The following is a 20,948-nucleotide window of genomic DNA, read 5'->3' as shown; positions in this document are numbered from 1 at the left end:
AAAGTTGGATAAGCTATCTAGCTTTTTTATTTTTAAATTATTAAGGCATGTATAGATATACATCAAATCTATACATGCTCATTTTAATGTGAGGTTGTAACATTATGTATATCTTCTATAGGCTGATACACATATAACTCACAATAGTTATCCTTTGAAATAGATGTGTCAATATACTCAAATCTAAAGGTATCAGCAAACTTATAACCTGACCTAAAAATCCATTTAGAATATAATTGAACCAGTAACCTTCCTACATGTCTTCCATTAATATCATCTGGTCGAAAAAATCCAACAAAGCGGAAAACTACATACTTATGAGCTGGTATGGAAATGTACGTCATTCCTTCTGGTAGGTTAGTAGAGTCGGGTACTTGTACAGCTGGAATATAGTAAATAAAACCATTATCATTTCCACTCCAATCTGTATATCCAAAGTATAACTGAGGATTTATAGCATTAACAATTTTGTCTTTATGCTTGTAAAAGAAATCCCTTCCATAAGCATTTGCGGTTTTAATACCAGACTTACTTAATATTTTATGTTTGATACCAACTAAATTAAACTTTTGTTTAAATATAAAATGTGGATTGTAAGTAATTGAGTTATCGACAGATAAAATATCATTAGTATTAATTTTTTCTTTAATTATTACACTTAACGAATTTTGATCTGATCTCACTTTTAATGGTGTATATCCGAATTTCTTTTTAAAAGCTCTAATGTAAGATTGTTCGTAGTCAAAACCATAATTTAGAGCAATATCTATAACTCTCATATTAGTATTTACAAGTTCATTAATGCTTGATGTCAGCTTTCTTGATTGAACGTATTCAATAATAGATTCACCTGTCAAAGATTTAAAAATTCTATGAAGATGATATTTAGATACTCCTGCATGAAAAGATATATCATCTAAGGAAATCTTATTATATAGGTTATCTTCAATGTAATCTATACTTGAAACGATAGCTTCTTTTAAGTTTATCATATCTTAAATCCTTTTCTAACGATAGTTTTATATTTTAAAAGCAATATTTGTTCATTTTAATTTACTAAATCTATTAAAATTATTTTTAAAGGTAATATTTATTTATTTTAATTCATTATATCCATTACAATTACTAAAGTAAATACTATGCAAATGTGGTGGTAAAGTGCAGCGGTGTAATTTAGTCTACAACGCAGGACCTTTACTTATATTTTATGCCATAGTACATGAAGTTTTATAATGTAAAATTAGGAGGATTTTTTATATGAAAAGACGTGTAGTTATCACAGGGATGGGAGCAGTTTCATCTCTTGGAATTGGAGCAGATAAACTTTGGCAGTCAATAAAAACTGGAAAGTGTGGAATTAGTAAAATTGAACGAATTGATGTTTCTGATCTACCAACTAAAGTTGGTGGGGAAATAAAGAATTTTGATCCATCTATATTTATTGATAAAAAAGAAATCAGAAGAATGGATAGGTTTGCTCAATTTGCACTAGCATCTGCTCAAATGGCTATTGAAGACTCAAAGTTGGATTTTGATAAAATAGATAAGGAGCGAGTAGGTGTAATAATAGGAACAGGGATAGGTGGAATTGAAACTATGGAAAAACAACATAGTGAACTTATTGAAAAAGGTTATCGGAAGGTTAGTCCGTTCTTTGTTCCTATGATGATACCTAATATGGCATCAGGAATTATAGCCATAAAATATGGGGCTAAAGGTTTCAATGAATGTTCTGTTTCAGCTTGTGCTTCTTCTACTAACTCAATAGGTGATGCCTTTAAGGTAATAGCACGTAATGATGCTGATATCATGATTGCTGGAGGATCAGAGGCATCTATTACGAGATTAACTTTAGCGGGATTTAATGCTAGTAAAGCTATAACAACAAATGAAGACCCTTATACCGCTTCTAGGCCTTTTGACTTAGAAAGAAATGGATTTGTACTAGGAGAAGGTGCTGGTGTACTTATACTCGAAGAACTTGGGCATGCTTTAAACAGAGGAGCAAATATTATTGCTGAAATAGTTGGTTATGGTTGTACAAATGACGCATATCATATAACTGCACCTTCAGAAGGTGGAGAAGGTGCTGCAAGGTGTATGCAACTTGCAATTAAAGATGCTGATATAAAACCTTCTGATATTGGATATATAAATGCACACGGAACTTCAACAAAACCAAATGATAAAACCGAAACTGCTGCTGTGAAGTCTGTATTTGGTGAACATGCGTATAAACTTGCCATTAGTTCAACCAAATCAATGACAGGGCACTTGTTAGGGGCATCAGGTTCTATAGAAGCTATCATAACAGCATTTGCACTTGAGGATAAATTTTTACCACCAACCATAAACTATAAAACTCCAGATCCAGAATGCGATCTGTACTATGTACCTAATGAGGGTAAAAATGCTGAGTTTAATTATGCTTTATCAAATTCTTTTGGATTTGGTGGACATAATGCTTCATTGGTTTTAAAAGCTTTTAATTCTAAAAATGTTGACTAAATTAATATTATTGTATAAAATGTTTAATAATATAATCAATTGCTATGATGAGAAGAGTAAGCATATATATTCTTTTGCAGAGAGCTCCGTTAGCTGAAAAGGGGCAAAGAAGGATATGTTGAACCAAGCCTCGGAGCTTCATGTGGATCTTTATATAAAAAGTGATATCATGACGTATGTTCACGTTAAAGAACTAGAGTATAAGTATGAATGATGATACCGTACTCGAAAAGATTGATATGGCAACATATCAATGAATAAAGGTGGCACCACGAAAGTTTAACTCTCGTCCTTAAGACTATTAAGTTTTATGGATGAGAGTTTTTTATTTTATATATGTAATTTTTGAAAGAAACTGAAAGGATGTGATTAAATGGGGCAAGTAAACTATTTCGTTTAAGAGAATTTATTCCTCTTCAAATTTATCAGCGTATCATATGCCTAGATAAAATATAAAATTAATTTTTAGGAGGCTGCGATATGTACAATGATAAAGAAAATTTAAATTTTATAGATAGACTGGTTAAAATAGATTTAGAAGAGGGAATATATAAAGAAATTCACACTCGTTTTCCGCCAGAACCAAATGGATACCTTCATATTGGAAGTGCTTATGCAATAAATATAAGTTACTCTTTAGCTAAAAAATATAAAGGAAAGTTTAATTTAAGATTTGATGATACAAATCCGCAAAAGGAAAATATTGAATTTGTAGAATCAATTATAGAAGACATGAAATGGTTAGGATTCAATTATGATGATAAAGCATTTTATGGATCAGATTATAATGATCAAATATATGAATATGCAAAATATCTTATTAAAAAGGGAAAGGCATATGTTTGCGATTTAAGTAGCGGTGAAATAAGAGAATATAGAGGAACCTTAACTGAAAAAGGAAAGGATAGCCCTTTCAGAAACAGAAGTGTTGAAGAAAACTTAGAGTTATTTAAGAAAATGAAAGAGGGATGTTTTAAAGAAGGAGAAAAAGTGCTAAGAGCAAAGATAGATATGGAAAGCCCAAATATGAATATGAGGGATCCGGTTATTTATAGAATATGTTATACACCACATTATAGAACAGGAGAGAAGTGGTGTATTTATCCAATGTATGATTATGCCCATCCAATTCAAGATTATATAGAAGGAATTTCACACTCTTTGTGCTCCGTAGAGTTTAAAGATCACAGACCATTATATGAATGGGTTCTAAGAGAATTAGATTTAGAGAGTTTTATACCAAGACAAATAGAATTTGGAAGAATGAGTTTAAGTGGAGTTGTTACAAGCAAAAGATATTTAAAGATGCTTGTAGCAAGCAAAGTAGTAGAAGGATGGGATGATCCTAGGATGCCAACGATAAAAGGCTTAAGAAGAAGAGGATATACAAAAGAATCTATTCATAATTTTTTAGGTGAAATAGGAGTATCGAAAAGTGAGAGCGTTGTAGATATAGCAATGTTAGAACATTCTTTAAGACAAGATTTAAAATCTAAGGTGCCTTCAATCATGGCAGTACTTGATCCCATTAAAGTAGTGATTACAAACTTACCAGATAATTATGTTGAATATTTAGATGCTGAGAATAATAGTGAAAAGGAAGAATTAGGAATTAGAAGGATACCCTTTACTAAGAATATTTATATTGATAGAGAAGATTTTAATGAAAATCCTCCTAAAAAATATAACCGATTGTTATTAGGTGGAGAAGTTAGACTTAAATATGCATATTTTATAAAATGCAATGAAGTAATAAAAGATGAAAAGGGAACTGTAATAGAATTAAGATGTACCTATGATCCTAAAACTAAAAGTGGAAGCGGTTTTACGGAAAGAAAGGTAAAAGGTACTATTCATTGGGTAAATGCTGATTATGCTGTTCCTTGCAATATTAGAATATTTTCTGATCTCTTTAGAGAAGTGCCTTCAGGAGATAACCTTTTTGAAACATTAAATTCAAACTCACTTGAAATAAAGACAAATGCCTTTGTTGAATCAGCGGTTACGGAGTTAGGATATGAAGGAAGATTTCAATTTATAAGACATGGTTATTTTATAAAGGATTTTAAATTGTCTAATGAAAATAAATTAGTATTTAATAAAATCGTATCATTAAAGAGTTCATATAAGGGCTAAAGCTTAATTTATGGCAATGATGCTAAGTTTACAAGAAATAAATAAAGAATTTGGTGAAGTAACTATTTTAAATAATGTAAATTTTAATATTGCTTTAGGTGATAGAATAGGTATGGTAGAATTAAATGGAGCAGGCAAAAGTACCTTAGGAAATATAATTTACGGTAGCCTTAAACCTGAGCAAGGAAGTGTTCTTTGGTATAAGGAGGATATTGAAATTGGATATCTTAAACAGAATAGCTTTTATAGAGATGAAAAGAAGATATGAAAGTGAACTTCATTTGGAATAGCGCTGAAAAAATCAAAACAATATTAGAGAACAGAAAATGTTAATTGAAAAGGAAATTGCATATGTACTTGGTGAGTTGACGAAAGTTTCCCAAGGTACTTCAGCCTATAATCAATTAGATAATCGATTTAAAGAGCTAATTAATAAAAAAAGAAATTTGAATAGTTAAAAATATTTTAAATAATATGTTTAATTTTATGTTATATGGTTATAATGTAGAATGTACCTAGTAAGGTATTTCTCTTATACAGTTCATATACTAAAGCTGGCTATATTTTGCCAGCTTATTTTTTTATTAACATATCTCTGTTCTTTACTTCGCAGGAATAAACGATCAGCTCCAAATCAGCGCTCTGTATAAGTAATCATCTCAAAATCAGCACACTGTGTAAGTGACTATCACCAAATCATAGATTTGGGATATCGACCTAAGATTTTGGATACATGCTTAATGATAAATTAGGTTTAAAATTTGATGAATATGGTGTTGGATAAATAGACCATATATAATAAAATATAAAATATATGTTTACGAATTGCTGATAGAGAGGAGGGAAATCATTGAAGAACTTTTTTTCAAAAGTTTATGAATTAGTTTCCCAGATACCGGAAGGTAAGGTTGCTACATATGGACAGATATCTTTATTATTGGGCGAACCGAGAGGTGCAAGAATAGTTGGCTGGGCAATGAGAGCAGCACCTAAACAGCTTAATTTACCATGTCATAGAGTAGTTAATAGGCTTGGAGAAATGTCACCAGGATACGTATTTGGCTCACCAGAAGTTCAAAGAGCTATACTAAGTTCAGAGGGAATAACTTTTAATAAAAGGGGATGCATCAATATGAAAAAACATATATGGGGTGGACCTGATAATAGCTCCTAGAGAAATAGACGCCAAAAATGCTATTTAAAATGGACAAGCGAAGAGTATACGAGAGCAAAGTCTACATATAAAAATCATTTAGGGGGAATTACTAATGAAAGAAATTATAGTCAACCAAGAGAAGGTTATTATTAGAAAAGCCAATCAGTCTGATTCTAAAGCGCTAATAAAGTACCTAAACATAATAGGAGGAGAATCAGACTTTTTAACTTTTGGATTAGGCGAATTTGGAATAACAGTTGAGCAGGAAGAAGAATTTATAAAAAACACTTTGAAGAAAGATAATTCGTTATTCATAATAGCAGAAGTTAATGGAAAAGTAATCGGGAATTTAAACTTTTCAGGTGGGCCAAGACAAAGAAATGCTCATGTTGGTGAATTTGGAGTAAGTGTTCTCAAAGAATATTGGGGAAATAGTATTGGTGAAGAACTTATTAGATATTTAGTCAATTGGAGTAAGAATTCAGGGATAATTAGAAAAATAAATTTAAGGGTTAGAACTGATAATAAGGCAGGTATTAATTTATATAAAAAAATAGGATTTTTAGAAGAAGGGGTTTTGAAAAGAGACTATTTAATTAATGGTGAGTTCTATGATTCACTTGCAATGGGGTTATTAATTGACTAGTTTATACCAAAAAGCAGTCCACAAGATATGACATACCTTGTGGGCTGCTTTATTGTTATTTTATTGAGACAGTATTTCCTTTTGTTATTTCAGTTAAAATTTTTGGATTAAGTTTAAAAACTGCATGAGGAGTTCCAGCAGCAGCCCATATTTCTTCATATTGCATTAAATCCTCATCAATTAATGTTGTAATAGAATTTTTATGACCAATTGGAGGTATGCCGCCTATTGCAAACCCTGTATGTTCAAGAACAAAATCAGCATCTGCTTTTTCAAGTTTTTCTCCAATATATTGTTTAATTACTTTTTCATTAACTCTATTTGTGCCACTTGCAATAATTAAAAGTGGTTTTTGTGAGTTTTTGCATTTAAATATTAATGATTTAGCTATTTGACTCACTTGGCAACCGATTGTATCAGCTGCCTCCTGTGCAGTACGAGTCGATTCTGATAATTCAACAACATTAAGTTCAAATCCAAATTGGTTTAGTATATTTTGCACCTTTTCAGCGCTTTTGCTAAGATCTGATGACATAAGAATACCTCCTCTATAAATAACATGATATAATATATTGTACATCAGTATGTTATAACATACAATATGTAGGTGTGGAGGAATATATCATTGTAACAAAAGGTAAGATGGAATTGTTGATTGGAGATAATATATTATTTTAAATAAAAAATCTATTGTATTTTTGTTAATAGATATATATTATAATTTAAATATATAAACTAACTTTCGACCAAGTAAGCTTATATTTATTTAGTAGAGATAGGGGAATAGTATTATGGATGGCAAAGATGCTATAATCGATGACTTTAATAGGATTGCAAATACAAAGCCCTCAAATTGGGAGCATAATAAACAATATCATAATTTTTTACTAAAATTCGTACCTAAAGAATGTGAAAAAGCATTAGACATTGGCTGTGGAACAGGTGAATTTACTAGATTATTAGCTAAAAAATTTTATATAGTTGAAGGAATAGATTTATCGCCAGAAATGATTAGAGTGGCAGAACAGCAATCTCGAAAATATAATAATATTGATTATCAAGTTAAAGATGTATCAGAATTCGATTTAGGGCAAGAAAAATACGATTGTATAGTTTCAATCGCTACTTTTCATCATCTTCAATTTGATGAAATGCTATTAAAAATAAGAGAAGCTCTAAAACCAAATGGAGTATTTATGATACTTGATCTTTACAAAGAAGAAAAACTAACGGATTACTTAATATCAATAGCAGCTATACCGATAAATATAATCACTATGCTAATAAAAACAGGAAAAGTGAAGAAATCAGAAGAAGAAATTAAAGCTTGGAATGAACATGCAAAACATGATAGATATATGACAATAAGGAATATTGAAAAAATTACCAGGGAAATAATGCCTAATGCAAAATTGAAAAGACATTTATTTTGGAGATATTCGCTAGTGTGGAAAAAGTAAAGTAAGGGGGATTTATTATGTTTGGTATTGTAAATTTTAGTGTTTTTATAATTACGGGAATAATACTAAATTTGACTCCGGGTGCAGATACTATGTATATATTGGGAAATAGCATGTCCAATGGCAAGAAGGCAGGCATAATGTCTGCTTTAGGAATTTCAACCGGGTGCATTGTACATACCATACTAGCGGCTTTAGGACTCTCAGTTATATTAGCAAAATCAGTTATTGCTTTTAACATTATTAAATATCTGGGAGCAGCCTATTTAGTTTATCTTGGTATTCGTTCATTTATGTCAAAATCATCATTACTTATTCATAATGGTGATAATGAAAAAAGTAGTTTTAAAAATATATATTTTCAAGGAATTATAACTAATGTATTGAATCCTAAAGTAGCGTTATTTTTTCTAGCCTTTTTACCTCAATTTATTAATCCTAATAACACCTATGGAGCTTTACCTTTTTTATTGCTTGGATGTACATTTATTATTACTGGAACTATATGGTGTATAATTTTGGCAATATTTTCATCATATTTAACTGGGAAAATAAGTAAAAAGATAGGATTAGCTAATTCATTAAATAAGATATCAGGAATTATATTTGTTGGATTGGGATTAAATTTATTACGAGCAAAACTATCGAATTAGATAAATCTATTTTTTATATTATACAGAGATTCATAAATTGCTATATAGATATCCAACCTGGATGCTTGACTTATTAGCGGTATTCATAGGGGTACCTCTTCTGTACTGTTAATAATTTTAGTTATCTCTAGAGCTTGCTGCTAAGAACCTCAACAATCTTAAATAAACTCGCTATGCTCAAACAGTATTTAAGATTGTAGATATTTTAAAGCAGCTTCGCCAAGAGCTAACATAAAATCATTAAATGTACTGTCAGACGTACCTCTATGAATACCTTTATTAAGTCAATTATCGAAGTTGGATATCTGTAGAATTTATGTGTTTAAAGGAAGATTGACTAGTAAAAAATATAAAAATAAACACAAAAAAATTGACATAATATAAAAAATGTGATATGTTAGACGAAATGTTATAAAAAAATTCTATGAAGAGAAAAGTAATTAATATTTGTCCTCAAAGCGAGTGAGGGTTGGTGTGAGCCTCAAAGGAACGGTATTAGTGAAAGACACCTCTGAGAAGTTTATTTGAAATTAAGTAGAATAAATCGGTTGCCGCCGTTAAAGGGTCTAAAGATATCTTTATTTTGCTAAGATTAAGCAGGATGGCACCGTGAATTTAACCTCACTCCTACACTAGGAGTGGGGTTTTTGTATTTTATGTGTCAACAAAAGTATTATTAGTTTTAAAGAAATTTTACTAAATTTCTTGAACTACTTAATATTCCTTTATTAAACTGCTTATTGATTAAAACGAGATAAATTAGGATGGTACCGTGAATTTAAATCTTCGCTCCTAAAAGGAGTGAAGATTTTTTTATTACTAAAAAATCAATAAAATTAAGCTATTAAATAAATAAAAGGAGAGATTATTATGAAAAGAACATTAATTAGGAGTCTAGAAGAAAACTTGAATAAGAATGTAATAATTAAAGGATGGGTTCATAGAGTAAGAAGACTTAAAGGTATTACTTTTATAATTTTAAGAGATAGAAGTGGGATGGTTCAATGTGTGGTTGACAATAAAGAGCCAATTATACATGGATTAAAATGTGAAAGTGTGCTGGAAGTAAGCGGTACAGTTAAAGAGGGGAAAAACTCCCTAAATAATTTTGAATTAGCAGTAGAATCTCTCAAGGTGTTAAGCAAAGTAGAAGAAGATCTGCCTATTGAAATAAATGGTGAGGAGTTAAATATTTCTCTTGATACAATGCTCAATAATAGAATTTTAAGTCTTAGACATGAAAAAAAGAATGCTATATTTAGAATACAGCATATTATAGTGGAAGGTTTTAGAGAATTTTTATCAAGAGAAGGCTTTATAGAAATATTTACCCCAAAAATTGTAGCGGAAGGAGCTGAAGGAGGAACTGCTCTCTTTAAGTTAAATTACTTTGGAAGAGATGCATACCTTGCGCAAAGCCCCCAATTTTATAAACAAATGATGGTAGCTTCAGGTTATGAGAGGGTCTTCGAAATAGGGAATTTTTTCAGAGCTGAAGAACATGATACAGCCAGACATTTAAACCAATTTACTAGCATGGATCTTGAAGTGGCATTTATTGAAGATGAGCAGGATATTATGGATATAGAGGAAGAAATGTTAAAGCACATTCTAAATAAACTAGAGTTAGAAGGAAATAGATATTTTAAACTGTTAAATTTAGATATTCCTAAAATATTAGCTTCTATACCAAGGGTAGAATTTGAAGATGCGGCAAGGGTTTTAAAAGAAAACTACAACAAAATTGTAACTGACAATGACTTAGATCCAGAAGGAGAGAGGCTTTTAAGTGAGTATGCAAAGGAAAAATATAATTCGGATTTTATTTTTGTTACAAACTACAGTAGAAAAAAGAGACCTATGTATACAATGCCTAAAGGCATAAATGGTACTAGATCCTTTGACCTTATATTCAAGGGAACAGAAATAACTTCTGGAGGCCAAAGAATACATGATTATGATATGCTAGTTGAAAGCTTTAAAATTAAAGGATTAAACCATGAAAATTTTTCGAGTTATGTAAATGTGTTTAAATATGGAGTGCCACCTCATGGGGGATTGGCGATAGGTCTCGAAAGGCTTTTAGCTTTACTTTTAGGAATAAATAATATCAGAGAAACATCAGCATTTCCTAGAGATAGAAGTAGATTAACACCTTAACTAGATTTAATAAGTGGAAATTTATGAGTTAGTTCATCTGTTTCTTTGATAAGTTATATTATATAAAAAATAATAGCAGAAAACATATCCGCTATTATTTTTTTATTATTGAGGTTTGCTTATAAACTCTTGTGTAAACATGCTTCCATAAGGACCACCAGCTCTAATTCCTAAACCTATATGAGTGAAATCTGGACTTAATATGTTTTTTCTATGGCCCGGAGAATTCATTAATGCATTTTCTGCATTTTGAACGTTTTGATTACCTGCGATATTCTCTCCTGCTTGAACAAAACCTACTCCAAAGGATTTCATCATATCGAAAGGACTACCGTATTTTGGTGAGTTGTGACTGAAATAATTATTGTCTATCATATCTTGAGATTTAATTCTCGCAATATTACATAACTGCATATCAACTTTTAAAGGTTGTAAATTATTTTGAACTCGAGCATCGTTTACTAACTTTAGCATCTGCTGTTCTGCATCTGTTAATGTAGTAGCGTTTGTCTGTGCAGTTGGTGTTTTTGGTGCTGTTTGTGCTGTTGTTCCTTGAGTAGTTGTTCCAGCAGTCTCAGGTGTTGCTTGAACTGCTTTGTTTTCAGGCGCTATTGCCTTACATTGGTCTTTTGGAACAAAGCCAACTTTGTTATCTGGGAGTTTTACTGCAAACCAATCTTGAACCTGACTAACTACATTAAAGGTGTTATCTTTACTTGATGCCTGAACAACTGGAGCATCACCAGAACAGCCAGATCTTATATTTGCTTGGTCAGCGGTAATTTTTACTTTTTCAACATCACCTGTTTTAGAATATGAGGATTCTACACCTGCAGTAGGTTGCTGTGCTGACTGTTGCTTTTGTGTGCATGAGACTGTAAAAATTGACATAACAACTAGAATAGAAATAATGCTTTTCTTTTTCATTAAATTCACTCCTTAGACTTAAATAATAAAATTTACAGCATTAGTATTTGTAAGTCTAATGAATATTATTAGCAAAATTATAATTATAAAAAATTAAGAAGGTATGAGCTTTTAACTCACACCTTCTTATATAATTAATAAAAATTATCAAAGGGTGTAGGTCTGCCAAGAGCATAACCCTGAGCATATCGAATACCTGCATTTTTAATTATTTCGAGACATCCAATTTGTTCAATTCCCTCAGCAATTATTTCTATCGATGGTCCAATTAGTTTTACTAAGTCTTCTAAATTTTTCCGTTTTGCTTTGTTATCAATCAAATTTGTCATATGACATCTATCTAATTTTATATAATTAGGCTCAAGTTGCAGCCAATGCTTTAAAAATGAATATCCTTCGCCCATATCATCTACAGCTATTTTTACTTTATCCTTTTTTAGTACTTTTATTACAGACTTTAAATTTTCCCAGTCAGTTATAGGTTCTTCCTCAGGATAATTCTAAAACTATTTGTGGAGCAAGTGATGAGAATTCCTTCCACCATGAAATAAACTTTTTATCCAGTAAAGTTGATGGAAATATATTTATGAATAGTGAGTGAGTATTCTTATATCTAAATAGTTGTTGAGCCTTCAAAATTAATTGATAATCAAGTATTGTAAGTGTTCTTTGTATTTCCGCTTGATGAAAAAGATCAACAGCACTAAAATTGCGATATAGCTTACTTCTTACTAATGCTTCAAATCCCAATGCCTTCATGGTATTTATCTCATATATTGGTTGATACCAGCATGTAAGGTTAGTTATATCAATCCTTTTATCTAAAAAGAAGCCCACTATAATCACGTCCCCTCAAATTATATAAGAATTAATTTAATATTTAGTAAAATAATATTCATTATTAAAATCATAACATGGCCTGGCTTATTATGTCAAATAGTGTATATTTAAGTAAGTTGAGATAAATATATACTTTAAATAGAAAAATAAGGGATGTAGAAATATAATTACTATTAATTTTAAGTAACTTCATTTCTAATTTTTTATTAATTTGTATTTAAATAAATAATTAAACACAACATAATAAAGATAACAAATTTAATAAATTATAAGGGAGTTGCATATGAAATTACTTATTATAGAAGATGATGAATTAATATTACAATCAATTAAAAATAGTCTAGAAAGTAACTATCAGGTAGATGCCTCTTATAATGGAGAAGAGGGATTATATATGGCTAGACAAAACATATATGATGCAATAATACTTGATATAATGATTCCTTTATTAGATGGTTATGAGGTGTTAAAAATATTAAGAAAAGAGAATATTAATACACCAGTTCTATTTCTTACAGCTAAGGACTCTTTAGAAGATAAAATAAAGGGTTTAAAAATAGGTGCTGACGATTATATAGTCAAACCTTTTCATATACAAGAATTAAAAGCAAGAATTGAAGCCCTACTAAGGAGATCAGGCTCAATGGCAGCAGAAAACATTTTAAAGTATAAAGAAATTGAACTTAACATTAAGAATAGAGAGTTGTCTATAAAATGCGAAAAAATAAACCTTCAAGTTAAGTTGTTTGATCTTCTAGAATATCTAATTAACAATAAAGAAACTATTCTAACAAAAGAGCAAATATTTGATAGAGTATGGGGATTTGAATCAGATACCACCATAAACATAGTTGAGGTATATATGCATAAACTTAGGAAAATACTATCTAACTATAATTATGATAAATGTATTAAAACTATACGTGGAGTTGGATATATGCTAAAAACTTATGAGGATGAAAATGTTTAAGAAACAGAGACTTAAACTAACACTATTAAATACAACAATATTTTTTATACTTTTTATTGTATTTAATATGATTATATATTTTTATGCTAAAACAAATTTATATAGAGGTGTAGATAGATCACTGTTAATTTCTAAGAAAATGATAGAAAATAATTTGGCTAAAGTTAGTTTGGAGCTTCCTAAGCTAGAATCTTCAATGATTCCAGCTTTAGAATCTAGTCAAACTACACAACCAGGTCCCCATAATATACCACCTCTTGATCCACGTATAATACCTATTTTAAGAGACGAAAAAGGAAATATTCTTTTTCATTCTCAATTATCAATGTTTTATCAAAAAAATTTAGAAAATATCAAACCAACTATAACAGATAAATTATATGATATTAAATTTAATGATTTTCATTTTAGAACAATAGCCTTCAGTGTTCAAGTAAATAATAAGACTATCATGGTTCAACTATTAAGAAACACAAATTCAGAAAAGGAACTTCTAGATAACCTCTTAAAAATCATAATTATTGGTGGTATCATACTATTCTTAGTTGCCATAGGAGCAGGAACATTCTTAGCACAAAGAACCATGATACCTATAGTTGATGCTTGGAAAAAGCAGCGGCAATTTGTTGAAGATGCTTCCCATGAACTTAGAACTCCTTTAACAGTAATTCAAGCTCAATTAGAATTAATTCTTAAATATCCTAACTCTACTATAGTTAGTAATGCAAATCATTTAGGTATAGCACTCTCAGAAACAAGAAGATTATCAAAACTTACATCTGATTTACTTACACTTGCACGATCTGATTCCAATACACTGGAAATCGAAAAGAAACCTGTAAACATTAGTATTTTAATAAATAAAATAACTGAACCCTATGTAGAAATTGCAGATTTAGAAGATAAACATATGAAATTAAATTTAGCCAAAGCTTTAATTGTAAATTGCGATGAAGAAAGAATATCTCAGCTTATGGTTATACTTTTAGATAATGCCTTAAAATATACAAATAGTGGAGATACTATTGAAGTTAATCTTAAAAATGAGGAATTTAGATGTATTATAAGTGTATCAGATACTGGTATAGGCATAAAAGAAGAAGAAAGTAAATTGATATTTGAAAGATTCTATCGTGGGGATAAGAGCAGAACAAAACAAACAGGAGGAACGGGGTTGGGGTTATCTATTGCCAAATGGATAGCAAATAATCATGGCGGCTTAATAAAAGCTTCTCCAAACCATCCTAAAGGAACAATAATTAAAGTAACACTGCCAGTTAATTAAGAGAACTTGAAGGTTCTCTTTTTTATATTTTAAATATAAAGTAAGCTCATAATTTGCTTGCAGTCTGATAATGGATAAAAATTCAATATTATAGTTAAGGATAAGTTAAGAATTCAGTATCATAATAGTACCCATGACGAGAGACATTAAAATTGATTATATAGAAAGGGTAGGTAATTATGAAAAAAGTAACTATTAGTATAATGTTAATAGCTGTATTAGGATTTGGAGGATTTGGAGTTTATAAAAGCATCAATGCTAAGGCAGCAGCGCAAAATAAAACTTCTCAGATTGTTCAAGCAAAAGTTTCCGTACAAAATATTCAGAAATCAGTTTCAGGATCAGGAAGTGTTCAATCATCATCAACTGATACACTTAAAGCATCCAGCAGAGATACAATACAATCAGTACTTGTAAGTAAAAATCAAGTAGTAACAAAAGGACAGCAGCTGATAACTTTTGTAAATGGAAGTGATTCTATAGTGGCACCTTACGATGGAGTTATTAGCGATATAAGTGTTGCTTCAGGTGATAGTGTAAATGCATCACAGCAGCTTATGACTATATTTGACAATAAGAACTTATTTACAAAAATATCAGTAGATGAGACTGATTTGTTAGGTTTAACAGTTGGACAAAAGGCAGATATAAAAGTTAATGCTTATCCAGATATTAAGTTTACTGGAGTTGTTAAGGATATTAGTCAACAAGGCACATATTCTAATGGAGTCTCAAACTTCGATGTAACAATAGCCTTTGATGATATACATGATATAAAAGTAGGTATGTCCACAGAAGCTACAATAGTAACTGCATCTAAAGAGAATGTATTAGCCGTACCAGTAGAAGCTGTTAAAGATATTAAAGGCGGAAAATATGTATTAGTGTTTAAAGATAATACGACACCAACATTACAAAAGGTTGAGCTTGGTATTAGCAATGGAAGAATGGTAGAGATAACTAACGGGCTAGTGACTGGCCAAGAAGTTGAATTACCACAAGTTCAAAGTTCTAACAATAATTCCTCAAAGATGAGAGGCATGGGCGGCTTCCAAATGATGCAAGGTGGAGGAGCGAGAAGCAATAGAACATCAGGTGGACAAGGCAATAGTCAGGGTAAATAGAACTTGGGTGCTTTCAATTAACAGAGAAAGGAGAATTTTAATGATAGAAATTAATAACTTATCTAAGGATTATACCATGGGTGATACTGTTGTAAAAGCTTTAGATAACATAAATTTAAATATAAAAGAAAATGAATTTGTTTCTATTATAGGACCATCTGGGTCTGGTAAATCTACATTAATGAATATATTAGGATGCTTAGATGTGGCTGATACTGGAAGCTATGTCTTTGACAATGTAAATATAGTTAAAGCAAATGAATTAGAATTAGCTAGAATCAGAAATAAGCAAATAGGCTTCATATTTCAAAATTTTAATTTGTTATCTAAATTGAATGCAGTAGAAAATGTAGAAGTGCCTCTTTTATATAGGGGAATGAATGAAAAAGAATGTAGAAAGCTTGCTATGGAGTATATTGAAAAAGTAGGTCTTAAAGGAAGAGAACATCATAGGCCAAATCAGCTCTCGGGAGGACAGCAACAGAGAGTGGCTATTGCAAGGGCATTAGTTGGAAATCCAAAAATTCTTTTGGCTGATGAACCTACCGGAGCATTAGATAGTAAAACCAGTAAAGAGATTATGGAGCTTATAAAAGAGCTTCATAAACAAGGACAAACTATAATATTAATAACGCATGACCATAAGGTCGCAGAGCAGGCGGAAAGAGTTGTTACTATAGAAGATGGTAAGCTTTATGCATAGGGAGGGGATTAAATGAGATTTTTTCAAACAATAAAACTAGCTATAAAAAATATAAAAAGCAATAAATTACGATCTGCCCTTACTATGATAGGCATTATCATTGGGATTTCTTCAGTAATTGTATTAGTAGGTATGGGGAGTGGATCGACAAAGCAAATAACTTCTCAAGTTCAATCACTTGGAACAAATCTTATCGCAGCAAATACATCAAGTAATGGTAGTAAACAGTTTACCCTTGATAATGTAAAAGAAATTGAGCAAATACAAGGAATAGATAAGGTTGCTCCAGTTATTTCTACTAGCACAACTGTTAAAGTTGATAAAACCTCTCAAGATACATCAGTAACTGGTACTACTAGCAATTTTCTTGATATAAGAAATATGACCATTGCAGAAGGTAGATTTATTGCGGATTTAGATGTAGATTATAGAAATAAAGTTGCTGTTTTAGGATCAGATATAGCCGAGCAACTTTATGGATTTACAGATCCAGTAGGAAAAGATATTGATATAAAAGGAAACACATATCAAGTTGTAGGTGTATTAAAATCACAGGGAAGTTCCATGGGAAGCAATACAGATGATATGATAGTTATACCATCCACTACGGCAATAAGTCTTGCTGGAACAAGAAATGTTCAAACTATTTATATAAAATCCTCGGATGAAAAAAATGTTGATTCCGTAACTAACGAGGTAAATAGTTATCTTACTAGCTTCTTTAAATCAACTGATAACAACAATAGAGTTATGAGTCAGAAACAATTACTAGACACAATGAGTTCAATATCAAGCACTATGACATACTTGTTAGGCGGTATAGCTGCTATATCATTAATTGTAGGCGGCATAGGAGTAATGAATGTTATGCTTGTGTCTGTATCAGAGCGTACAAAGGAGATAGGAATTAGAAAGGCTTTAGGTGGAACAAGAAAGGATATATTAGTACAATTCCTTATTGAAGCATTAGTGTTAAGCTCTTTAGGTGGAGTATCAGGTGTAGTATTTGGACTAGGTATAGGATGGGCTGTATCAGCACTCGGAATGTCAATGACTTTTTCAATACCAATAGTTATTGTAGCATTTTCATTCTCTCTAGCGGTAGGAGTTATCTTTGGTATATTCCCAGCTTATAAAGCTTCTAACCTTAAGCCTATTGATGCATTAAGATTTGAATAAATAAAAAAATGAGTAACTTAAATATATTTTTAGGTTACTCATTTTTTTATTTACATTTCTACATTTATAGCCCTATAAGTGACGTAATCAAAAATATAGAAATATAACTAAAAAATTTACATTTTGAAAATAAATGATATAATTAGAATGGACGCAAGAAAAAAATCTTTTAGGAGGTACATATGATGGTAAATAAGCAAAGATTAGTTGAGGAATTCTTAGAACTTATACAAATAGACAGTCCAAGTTCTAAGGAAGGTGCTGTAGCCAAAGTTTTAGTGGACAAGCTAAAGAACTTAGGCTTCGATGTATATGTAGACGATGCAGGAGTTAAAGCTGGCGGTGAAACTGGAAACGTTATAGCTACATTAAAAGGAAATAAACCAGGAAAAACTGTATTATTTAGTTCACATATGGATACAGTTAGTCCAGGAGAAGGTATAAAGCCTATTATAGATGAAGCTAATGGAATAATAAAAAGTGATGGAACTACAGTATTAGGTTCTGACGACAAGGGTGGAATCGCAGCTATATTAGAAGCTGTAAAAATAATAAAAGAAAATAACATTGAACATGGTGATATACAAATAGTATTCTCAATATGGGAAGAAGGGGGACTATTTGGAGCTAAGTATTTAGATTATTCTAAAATTAACCCAGATTTTGCATTTGTACTAGACAGTGGCGGAGCTCCAGGAGAAATAATAGTTAAAGCTCCAGCTCAAGATAAAATATCAGTTAAAATTAAAGGTAAGCCAGCTCATGCGGGTTTAGTGCCAGAAGACGGTATAAGTGCAATTATGGTTGCATCAAGAGCTATAGAAAATATGAAATTATTAAGAATTGATGAAGAGACTACTGCTAATATAGGTACTATTAAAGGTGGAGTTGCTACTAATATAGTTATGCCAGAACTTGATATATTAGCAGAATCTAGAAGTTTAGATAATAGTAAATTAGACGCTCAAACAAAGCACATGGTAGATACATTTAAAAAAGCTGCTGATGATTTTGGTGCAGAAATAGAAATAGAAACTGAAAGAATGTACGGTGCTTTTAGTGTGGATGAAAATGATGAAATAGTTAATATGCTAAAGAAAGTCTTTTCCAATATGGGAATGGAAGCTAAAGTTACGTCAACTGGTGGTGGAAGCGACACAAATATATTAAATGCGAATGGTATAAAAGCTGTTAACTTAGGTATTGGTATGAAAAAAGCTCATACTTTAGAAGAATACATCGCAATAGAAGATTTAATAAGCTCAGCTAAAATGGTAGTTGAAATAGTAAAAGAAGCATAATTCAGTAAAAACCACTTACCCATGCTAAGTGGTTTTTATTTATTAGTCGAGCTACTAAAAATGTACAAATTAGTAATATATGTTATAATAATGTATGGTCATATATAAAATAGATAAGGAGAATTTACTTTATGAAAGAAATCGAATCTTTGATCCCTCATAGATATCCTTTTTTGTTTGTTGATGAGATTACCAATGTTACCAAAGATGAAATTACAGGTGTAAAGACTTTTGATGAATCCTTTGTATTTTTTCAAGAAAATCATACTAAAGAAAAGATAGTCCCAAATATGATATTGATTGAAGCTATGGCACAATGTGGTGGTGCAGGTGTAAAAAAACTGAATAACGGTGATGATGAGTTGTACGGGCTTGCATCTATAGAGAATGCTAAATTTTTTAGCGCTGTTGAAGTTGGAAACACCATTGAAATGATAGTTAAAAATATAAAGATATCAAACAGAGTTATAAAGCAATCAGGAACTGTCTATTGTAAAGATAAAATTGCTGTAGAAGCTACTTGGATGTGTGCAAAACTCTAATATAGATTGTTAAAAAATATATACTTGCTGTAGAAAGAAACTGAGGAAGATTTGAATGAATGAGGGGGTGGTGATTTGATTTCAAGAATTAAAGCTATAGACGTACTGAGAGGCTTTGCAGTAGCCATAATGGTTTTATGCAATAATCCGGGCAATGGAGACAGAAACTATATTCAATTAAGGCATGTTCCATGGAATGGCCTGACTTTTGCTGATTTTGGATTTCCTTTTTTTATATTAATTACAGGTATGACTATCCCTATTGTCATGAATAGAAGGTTGTCTGCGAGTAATAATAGAAAATACGTGATTTTAAAAGTTTTTATAAGAAGCTTTATTTTAATAATGTTAGGTATATTTTTAAATGGATTTCCATTATTCGATTTTACGTTAATTAGAATTCCAGGAGTTTTGCAAAGAATAGGTATAGTATATCTATTTTCTACCCTAATATACATATCAATAAAATGTAATACAAAGAAAGATAGTCATGTTGTTAGTTTATTAATTGCTGTTTCATTGATAATAATTCTAGGGTATTATCTAATATTAAAGCCCTATGGATTTGAAATGGAAGGAAACTTAGTACAAAGAATTGACTCTAGATTTTTAACTGGACATTTAGCCTTAAAAACTTGGGATCCAGAGGGGATTTTAAGTACAGTAGCATCAATTTCTTCTGGAACCTTTGGATGTACAATTGGCTATTTTTTAGTATGTAAGAGTAAAAGTGATTACAACAGAGTTTTAAATATAGGAATTCTCGGAGCAGCATCTTTATTTGGTTCTTTTCTATTTAATAAAATATTTCCTTTTAATAAAGCAATATGGTCTAGTTCATTTATATTAATAACAGCTGGAGCAGCAGCTTTAAGCATAGCTTTATTATATCTTATTTGTGATGTTTATAAAAAAGAAAATCTATTTAGGCCTTTTATTGCATTGGGAAGTAGCCCTATTTTTGTTTATTTAGTTTCAGAACTTATACGAAAAACTCTCTGGAGAGTACCTATATATGATAGTCAATTTAAAGAACCGCTAGGTTTCTGCCCTTGGATTACTTTTAAATTTATAACACCTTGGGCTGGTGAATGGCTTGATTCTTTATATTTTTCAATACTGTATGTAGTTCTTTGGATGTGGATTATGAATAGGATGTATTCAAAAAATAAATATATAAGGATATAGGTTATAGTTAGAGTCTTATTTTAGTGATACTTAAATAAGACTTTTATCTTAAGCGACTATAGAAGAAGGAGTTTCGTATTAGTTAAATTATAAATAAAGTTGTATTAAATGAATGTACTCCAAAAAATACCACTGGACAATAATATGGAAACCAAGTTAAAATTAAGTTA

At 30.7% G+C, this 20,948-nt stretch carries 21 protein-coding genes and 2 other annotated features; of the genes, 16 read left to right on the top strand and 5 right to left on the bottom strand.

All coding sequences use genetic code 11. From position 1 onward, the window contains the following. Window positions 1–83: 83 nt before the first annotated feature. Complete coding sequence (locus RCG18_RS23110) at window positions 84–992, bottom strand: helix-turn-helix domain-containing protein (protein WP_308038337.1); 909 nt, start codon at window positions 990–992, stop codon at window positions 84–86. Window positions 993–1,257: 265 nt separating this feature from the next. Between RCG18_RS23110 and fabF the strand changes: the two genes are divergently transcribed. The 5 genes from fabF (at window position 1,258) to RCG18_RS23085 (ending at window position 6,446) form a co-directional block, all read left to right on the top strand. Then, window positions 1,258–2,508: a beta-ketoacyl-ACP synthase II gene (gene fabF, locus RCG18_RS23105; RefSeq protein WP_308038336.1), complete on the top strand. Its 1,251-nt coding sequence runs from the start codon at window positions 1,258–1,260 to the stop codon at window positions 2,506–2,508. Window positions 2,509–2,543: 35 nt separating this feature from the next. Beyond that, window positions 2,544–2,805, top strand: a binding site (T-box leader). A 183-nt stretch (window positions 2,806–2,988) separates the two neighbouring features. Then, on the top strand, window positions 2,989–4,644 hold the full coding sequence (locus tag RCG18_RS23100) for a glutamine--tRNA ligase/YqeY domain fusion protein (RefSeq protein ID WP_308038335.1): 1,656 nt from the start codon (window positions 2,989–2,991) through the stop codon (window positions 4,642–4,644). 16 nt (window positions 4,645–4,660) lie between these two features. Continuing rightward, window positions 4,661–4,912 (top strand): ATP-binding cassette domain-containing protein, encoded by a 252-nt coding sequence (locus tag RCG18_RS23095; RefSeq protein ID WP_308038334.1) that lies wholly within the window; start codon window positions 4,661–4,663, stop codon window positions 4,910–4,912. Between the two features lie 582 nt (window positions 4,913–5,494). Next, on the top strand, window positions 5,495–5,818 hold the full coding sequence (locus tag RCG18_RS23090) for a methylated-DNA--[protein]-cysteine S-methyltransferase (RefSeq protein WP_308038333.1): 324 nt from the start codon (window positions 5,495–5,497) through the stop codon (window positions 5,816–5,818). A 94-nt stretch (window positions 5,819–5,912) separates the two neighbouring features. After that, complete coding sequence (locus tag RCG18_RS23085; RefSeq protein WP_308038332.1) at window positions 5,913–6,446, top strand: GNAT family protein; 534 nt, start codon at window positions 5,913–5,915, stop codon at window positions 6,444–6,446. 55 nt (window positions 6,447–6,501) lie between these two features. Here RCG18_RS23085 and RCG18_RS23080 read toward each other — a convergent pair whose 3' ends face one another. After that, window positions 6,502–6,981, bottom strand: coding sequence for a YbaK/EbsC family protein (locus RCG18_RS23080; protein ID WP_308038331.1), 480 nt, complete (start codon window positions 6,979–6,981; stop codon window positions 6,502–6,504). Between the two features lie 256 nt (window positions 6,982–7,237). Here RCG18_RS23080 and RCG18_RS23075 point away from each other — a divergent pair, with 256 nt between their 5' ends. The 3 genes from RCG18_RS23075 to aspS all read left to right on the top strand — a co-directional run bounded on the left by RCG18_RS23075 (window position 7,238) and on the right by aspS (window position 10,719). Next, complete coding sequence (locus RCG18_RS23075) at window positions 7,238–7,906, top strand: class I SAM-dependent methyltransferase (protein ID WP_308038330.1); 669 nt, start codon at window positions 7,238–7,240, stop codon at window positions 7,904–7,906. 17 nt (window positions 7,907–7,923) lie between these two features. Next, window positions 7,924–8,559, top strand: a complete 636-nt coding sequence (locus tag RCG18_RS23070) for a LysE family translocator (RefSeq protein WP_308038328.1) — start codon at window positions 7,924–7,926, stop codon at window positions 8,557–8,559. Window positions 8,560–8,974: 415 nt separating this feature from the next. Next, window positions 8,975–9,191 (top strand) — a binding site (T-box leader). A gap of 238 nt (window positions 9,192–9,429) precedes the next feature. Further along, window positions 9,430–10,719, top strand: a complete 1,290-nt coding sequence (gene aspS, locus RCG18_RS23065) for an aspartate--tRNA(Asn) ligase (protein WP_308038327.1) — start codon at window positions 9,430–9,432, stop codon at window positions 10,717–10,719. A 105-nt stretch (window positions 10,720–10,824) separates the two neighbouring features. On the opposite strand, the gene RCG18_RS23060 is transcribed toward aspS, so the two are convergent. The 3 genes from RCG18_RS23060 to RCG18_RS23050 form a co-directional block, all read right to left on the bottom strand. Then, window positions 10,825–11,646, bottom strand: coding sequence for a CAP domain-containing protein (locus RCG18_RS23060; protein WP_308038326.1), 822 nt, complete (start codon window positions 11,644–11,646; stop codon window positions 10,825–10,827). A gap of 134 nt (window positions 11,647–11,780) precedes the next feature. Beyond that, window positions 11,781–12,095, bottom strand: a complete 315-nt coding sequence (locus RCG18_RS23055; protein WP_308042094.1) for an EAL domain-containing protein — start codon at window positions 12,093–12,095, stop codon at window positions 11,781–11,783. Window positions 12,096–12,135: 40 nt separating this feature from the next. Continuing rightward, a complete protein-coding gene (locus tag RCG18_RS23050; protein ID WP_308038324.1) occupies window positions 12,136–12,483 on the bottom strand; it encodes an EAL domain-containing protein in 348 nt (115 codons plus the stop codon). A gap of 286 nt (window positions 12,484–12,769) precedes the next feature. On the opposite strand from RCG18_RS23050, the gene RCG18_RS23045 reads away from it, so the two are divergent. The 8 genes from RCG18_RS23045 to RCG18_RS23010 all read left to right on the top strand — a co-directional run bounded on the left by RCG18_RS23045 (window position 12,770) and on the right by RCG18_RS23010 (window position 20,778). Beyond that, entirely contained in the window at window positions 12,770–13,456 is a 687-nt protein-coding gene (locus tag RCG18_RS23045; RefSeq protein ID WP_308038323.1) for a response regulator transcription factor, read from the top strand. Further along, a complete protein-coding gene (locus tag RCG18_RS23040) occupies window positions 13,449–14,741 on the top strand; it encodes a HAMP domain-containing sensor histidine kinase (protein ID WP_308038322.1) in 1,293 nt (430 codons plus the stop codon). Before RCG18_RS23045 ends, RCG18_RS23040 begins: the two co-directional genes overlap by 8 nt. Window positions 14,742–14,920: 179 nt before the next feature. Beyond that, a complete protein-coding gene (locus RCG18_RS23035) occupies window positions 14,921–15,865 on the top strand; it encodes an efflux RND transporter periplasmic adaptor subunit (RefSeq protein ID WP_308038321.1) in 945 nt (314 codons plus the stop codon). A 40-nt stretch (window positions 15,866–15,905) separates the two neighbouring features. Continuing rightward, on the top strand, window positions 15,906–16,568 hold the full coding sequence (locus RCG18_RS23030) for an ABC transporter ATP-binding protein (protein ID WP_308038320.1): 663 nt from the start codon (window positions 15,906–15,908) through the stop codon (window positions 16,566–16,568). A 12-nt stretch (window positions 16,569–16,580) separates the two neighbouring features. Continuing rightward, the gene (locus tag RCG18_RS23025; protein ID WP_308038319.1) at window positions 16,581–17,747 is read left to right on the top strand and encodes an ABC transporter permease; all 1,167 of its coding nucleotides are present in this window, start codon (window positions 16,581–16,583) and stop codon (window positions 17,745–17,747) included. A gap of 185 nt (window positions 17,748–17,932) precedes the next feature. After that, window positions 17,933–19,048, top strand: a complete 1,116-nt coding sequence (locus tag RCG18_RS23020) for a M20/M25/M40 family metallo-hydrolase (RefSeq protein ID WP_308042093.1) — start codon at window positions 17,933–17,935, stop codon at window positions 19,046–19,048. 131 nt (window positions 19,049–19,179) lie between these two features. Continuing rightward, window positions 19,180–19,590, top strand: a complete 411-nt coding sequence (locus RCG18_RS23015; RefSeq protein WP_308038318.1) for a 3-hydroxyacyl-ACP dehydratase FabZ family protein — start codon at window positions 19,180–19,182, stop codon at window positions 19,588–19,590. Window positions 19,591–19,665: 75 nt separating this feature from the next. Then, the gene (locus tag RCG18_RS23010) at window positions 19,666–20,778 is read left to right on the top strand and encodes a DUF5009 domain-containing protein (RefSeq protein WP_308038317.1); all 1,113 of its coding nucleotides are present in this window, start codon (window positions 19,666–19,668) and stop codon (window positions 20,776–20,778) included. The last annotated feature ends 170 nt before the right edge of the window (window positions 20,779–20,948 follow it).

This window comes from Clostridium sp. OS1-26, assembly GCF_030915445.1.
GTDB lineage: Bacteria > Bacillota > Clostridia > Clostridiales > Clostridiaceae > Clostridium_AM.
This window is presented reverse-complemented; position numbering and strand designations above follow the sequence as displayed.